This window comes from Methyloceanibacter sp. (assembly GCF_058506495.1).
In genome coordinates, this window is sequence record NZ_JBZMXT010000128.1 from 1 (window position 1) to 4,325 (window position 4,325).

The window sequence follows — 4,325 nt, forward strand, 5'->3', positions numbered from 1 at the left end:
CCGATCTGGATCGTTCCGATGCGCCGTGAGTTCCTTAAGGTCGTGACCGGAAGAGAAAGCGGGACCTGCGCCGGTCAGCACCACAGCGCGGACGGACTCATTGTCTTCAGCGTCGGCGACGGCGCTTCGTAGCGACGTCATAAGGTCCATCGAGAGACAGTTGCGGGCTTTTGGACGATTGAGCGTCAAGACCCGAACGGCCTCTTGGTCTTGGGTCAGAAGGACGCTTTCGGTATCGCTCATTCAGGCCTTCTTTCACTAAGTGGCTTCGCTTGGAGATCGGATATACGAATTGACCAGAAAAACACGCAAATTCAGAAAGGTCTCAAGCGGTATTTTATTACCACACACTTACTTCATTGATATTAGGTGATGAATCAAAGTTGCTTGACCAGTAACATTCCAGCCGTTAGAAGCGCCGATCTTTTGGTTGAGACGCAAGAGTGACGCGAACCATGAAAACCTATTCCGCCACGCCCAAAGACATTGAAAAGTCCTGGGTGCTGATCGACGCCAGCGGCCTTGTGGTGGGCCGGCTCGCCTCGCTCATTGCGACGCGGCTGCGCGGCAAGCACAAGCCTGGCTACACGCCCCATATGGACGACGGTGACAACATCATCGTCATCAATGCGGGCAACGTTGTCCTCTCGGGCAATAAGCGCGCCGATAAGACGTACTACTGGCATACAGGCCACCCGGGCGGCATCAAGAGTCGGACTGCCGAGAAGGTTCTTGACGGGAAGCATCCAGAGCGTGTCCTGCAGAAAGCCGTGGAGCGTATGCTCCCGCGCGGTCCGTTGGCCCGTCAGCAGCTGAGGAATCTCAAAGTTTATGCAGGGCCAGAGCATCCCCACGAGGCACAGAACCCCGTGCCGCTAGATGTCGCTAGCCTGAACACGAAAAACGCAAGGAGCGCTTAAGAGCCATGAGCGAAACCAACACGCTAGAAGATCTGGCTCAGCTGCAGAATGAAGGCGATGCCCCGGCGCCAGAGCGACGTGTTTATGAGCGGAAGGTCGACGACCTGGGCCGTGCCTACGCCACCGGAAAGCGGAAGGATGCGGTTGCCCGTGTCTGGGTGAAGCAGGGTCCCGGCAACATCACCGTCAATGGCAAGGACCACGCGGCCTATTTCGCCCGTCCCGTGTTGCAGATGATCCTTAAGCAGCCGATCGTCACTGCCGCGCGCGAGGGTCAGGTCGACGTAATCTGCACTGTCTCGGGCGGCGGTCTTTCCGGCCAGGCGGGCGCTGTTCGTCATGGCATCTCGAAGGCACTCACGCATTTCGAGCCCGAGCTGCGCAGCGTTCTCAAGAAGGCTGGCTTCCTCACGCGGGATGCGCGAACCGTCGAACGTAAGAAGTACGGCAAGGCTAAAGCCCGCCGAAGCTTCCAGTTCTCCAAGCGCTAGTATCTCCTGCGCATGTTTGAATTGTTGCGGGAGAGGGGCGCAGCCTCTCTCCCGTTTTTCGTTTTGAGCCGCAGAACCCCGTCGGAAGCGGGGTAGAATCTCCGGGGTCGGACATGACCAGTACGCAGACGATCCGGGCCGCCGTCCTTGGCGCTTCAGGCTACACAGGCGCTGATCTGATCCGGCTGGCCGCAAGACACGCCAACATCGAAATCACGGCTCTTGTTGCCAAGGCGCATGCGGGTCAGCCGCTTGCGAAGGTCTATCCGCACTTCGCAAGCCTCGATCTTCCGGCGCTCGTGACCGCAGATGAAGTCGACTGGGACCAGGTGGATGTCGCCTTTTGCGGTCTGCCCCACGGCACAGCGCATAGCGAAATCGCCAAACTCCCGGAGAGCACGAAGGTCATCGACATGTCCGCAGACTTCCGGCTGCGCGACCTAGACACCTACGCACAATGGTATGGCGGAGAGCACGGCGCCCCGAAGCTGGCCAGCGGCGCTGTCTACGGGCTGACGGAGCACTATCGCGACGACATCGAAAAGGCGCGTCTCGTCGCGTGCCCGGGATGCTATCCAACAGCAGTGCTGCTCGCATTGCTACCACTCGCGAAGAGCAGCCTCGTCGCGCCCAATGGCGTTATCGTCGACGCCAAGTCCGGTGCCTCCGGTGCGGGCAGATCGCTTAAGCAGAACATATTGTTCTCCGAGGTCGGCGAGGGCTTGTCGCCCTACGGGGTTGGAACCCATCGTCACGTCCCTGAGATTGAACAGGAGCTCGGGCAGGCTTTTCAGCAATCGGTCGTTGTGAATTTCACGCCGCATCTGGTTCCCATGACGAGGGGAGAGCTGTGTACGTGCTATGTCCCGCTGACCAATGGGGCGTCCGCGGAGAACCTGCACGAGGCCCTGCTGGCGGCTTACGCGGATAGCCCATTCGTGCGTGTAGCGGAGCAGGGCACTATTCCAGCAACCCAGCACGTTCGGGGCTCGAACTACTGCCATATTGGCGTCTTCGCCGACCGGATACCTGGACGCGCAATCGTCATCTCGACGATCGACAACCTGGTCAAAGGATCTGCTGGGCAGGCCCTGCAGAACTTTAACGTCATGTTCGGCTTCGACGAGACGACAGCCCTCGAGCAGCTGCCCCTATTTCCCTAAGTGGGGACAGAAGGGCGGGCCCTAATCCTGAGATTTCACAAAACTTCCCGGGGCGTCTTCAATCGGCTTGAATGGACCGGATGCGGGGTCTCGAGCTGGCACTTCTTCGCCCGAGATATCTTTCAGCCAGGCCGCCCAATCAGGCCACCACGATCCGGGAGTTTCGGTGGCTGTCTCAATCCAAGCCTCCAGTGAGTCTGCCGGGGCGCCTGTCCAATACTGATACTTCCTCTTCGCCGGGGGATTTACGACGCCGGCAATGTGACCGGAGCCCGCCATGACGTGGCGTACATCTCCGCCGAAGAGCTTGCTCCCGCGGAAGACCGAAGCTGCGGGAGCGATATGGTCTTCGCGGGTGAAGAGTTCGTAGATTGGGATCTTCACTTTCGAGAGGTCCAATCTGACACCGCCGAGCTCCATCTCACCCTTGCTCAGGCGGTTCTCATGGTAAAACTCTCGCAGATAAAACGCGTGGTTTGCCGCCGGCAGGCGCGTGGAGTCAGCGTTCCAGAACAATAGGTCAAAGGGAAATGGCTTTTTGCCGAGCAGATAATTGTTCACGACATAGGGCCAGATAAGGTCCTTGGGCCGCAGCATGTTGAACACCGCTGCCATGCGCGACCCATCCAAGTAACCCTGCTCGGCCATCATCTCTTCCAGCGACTTCAGCTGTGCATCGTCGATGAACATCAGTAGGTCGCCAGCCTCGGTGAAATCGACCTGTGCAGTCAGGAAGGTCGCCGACGCGATCCGGTCGTCCCTATTTGCCACGCAATAGGCCAAGGTAGAGGCCAGGAGAGTGCCGCCTACGCAATAGCCCATTAGGTTGACGTGATGGAGCCCGAGCTGCCGGTTCACGACCTCCACGGCCTTGAGAATGCCTTCGTGCATGTAGTCTTCGAACGTCTTCTGCGCGAGCTTCTCGTCGGGATTCACCCACGAGATCATGAAGACGGTGAAGCCCTGGTCCACGGCATATTTGACCAGCGACTTCTCTGGTTTGAGATCGAGGATGTAGAATTTATTGATCCAGGGAGGTGCGATGATGAGCGGCGTCTTGCAGACTTGTTCCGTGGACGGCTCATATTGGATCAGCTGAATGAGATCATTCTGGAAGATGACCTTGCCCGGCGTGATCGCCAAGTCTCGGCCGACTTCGAAGGCCGAAAGATCGGTCTGGCTGACGCGCAATAAATCCTTGGACTGGTCTAGGTCCTCAGCCAGCAGCGCCATGCCCTGAACCAGGTTCTCGGCATTGGTGGCAAGGGTGGTCCGCACCACCTCGGGGTTGGTGAATGGATTGTTGGAGGGCGACATCGCGGACAGGACTTGCTCGAGATAGAACATGGCCTTCTTTCTCGTCCGATCGTCCACACCTTCGGTTTTTTCGGTGATGTCCTCCGCCCAGCGAGAGGTGATCAGATAGGCCTGCTTCCAAAAGTCGAAATACTGGTTCTCGGACCAGCCCGGATCCTTGAACCGATTGTCTCCTGGCTCGGGTTCTGCGACCGGCTCGACGTCTTCGCCAAGAAATTTGCGTACGGAGCGCCCCCAAAGATCGGCGTAGCTGTGTAGGAGTTCCCCTTGGGCTGCGGCGAGCTTGCCAGGGTTTGTCGCCCAGGCCTGTGCCACCGAGCCGAGCGTCTTTGCGGCTTCGCCGACCTCGGAGCTCACGCCATAGGGGCTGTTCCCATTCGATGCATTGCGTTCAGCCAAGGAGGACGCAACCTTCGTCCCCTGATCGAAAAGCC

The 4,325-nt window shown here is 58.7% G+C and carries 5 protein-coding genes; 3 read left to right on the forward strand and 2 right to left on the reverse strand.

What is annotated here, in order from left to right:
- Positions 1-243 (reverse strand): enoyl-CoA hydratase-related protein (locus tag AC33YF_RS13020; RefSeq protein WP_491777638.1); only part of this gene is annotated, 243 nt, incomplete at its 3' end.
- Between the two features lie 212 nt (positions 244-455).
- Between AC33YF_RS13020 and rplM the strand changes: the two genes are divergently transcribed.
- The 3 genes from rplM to argC all read left to right on the forward strand — a co-directional run bounded on the left by rplM (position 456) and on the right by argC (position 2,574).
- Entirely contained in the window at positions 456-920 is a 465-nt protein-coding gene (rplM, locus tag AC33YF_RS13025; RefSeq protein ID WP_491777639.1) for a 50S ribosomal protein L13, read from the forward strand.
- Positions 921-925: 5 nt separating this feature from the next.
- Entirely contained in the window at positions 926-1,411 is a 486-nt protein-coding gene (gene rpsI, locus AC33YF_RS13030; protein WP_491777640.1) for a 30S ribosomal protein S9, read from the forward strand.
- Between the two features lie 113 nt (positions 1,412-1,524).
- Positions 1,525-2,574, forward strand: coding sequence for an N-acetyl-gamma-glutamyl-phosphate reductase (gene argC / locus AC33YF_RS13035; protein ID WP_491777641.1), 1,050 nt, complete (start codon positions 1,525-1,527; stop codon positions 2,572-2,574).
- A gap of 21 nt (positions 2,575-2,595) precedes the next feature.
- Here the strand turns inward: argC and AC33YF_RS13040 are convergent.
- On the reverse strand, positions 2,596-4,325 hold a 1,730-nt coding region (locus tag AC33YF_RS13040), incomplete at its 5' end, for a PHA/PHB synthase family protein (protein ID WP_491777642.1).

Coding starts and splice junctions, on each gene's coding strand:
- rplM (WP_491777639.1), top strand. CDS start 456: ATGAAAACCTATTCCGCCACGCCCAAAGACATTGAAAAGTCCTGGGTG.
- rpsI (WP_491777640.1), top strand. CDS start 926: ATGAGCGAAACCAACACGCTAGAAGATCTGGCTCAGCTGCAGAATGAA.
- argC (WP_491777641.1), top strand. CDS start 1,525: ATGACCAGTACGCAGACGATCCGGGCCGCCGTCCTTGGCGCTTCAGGC.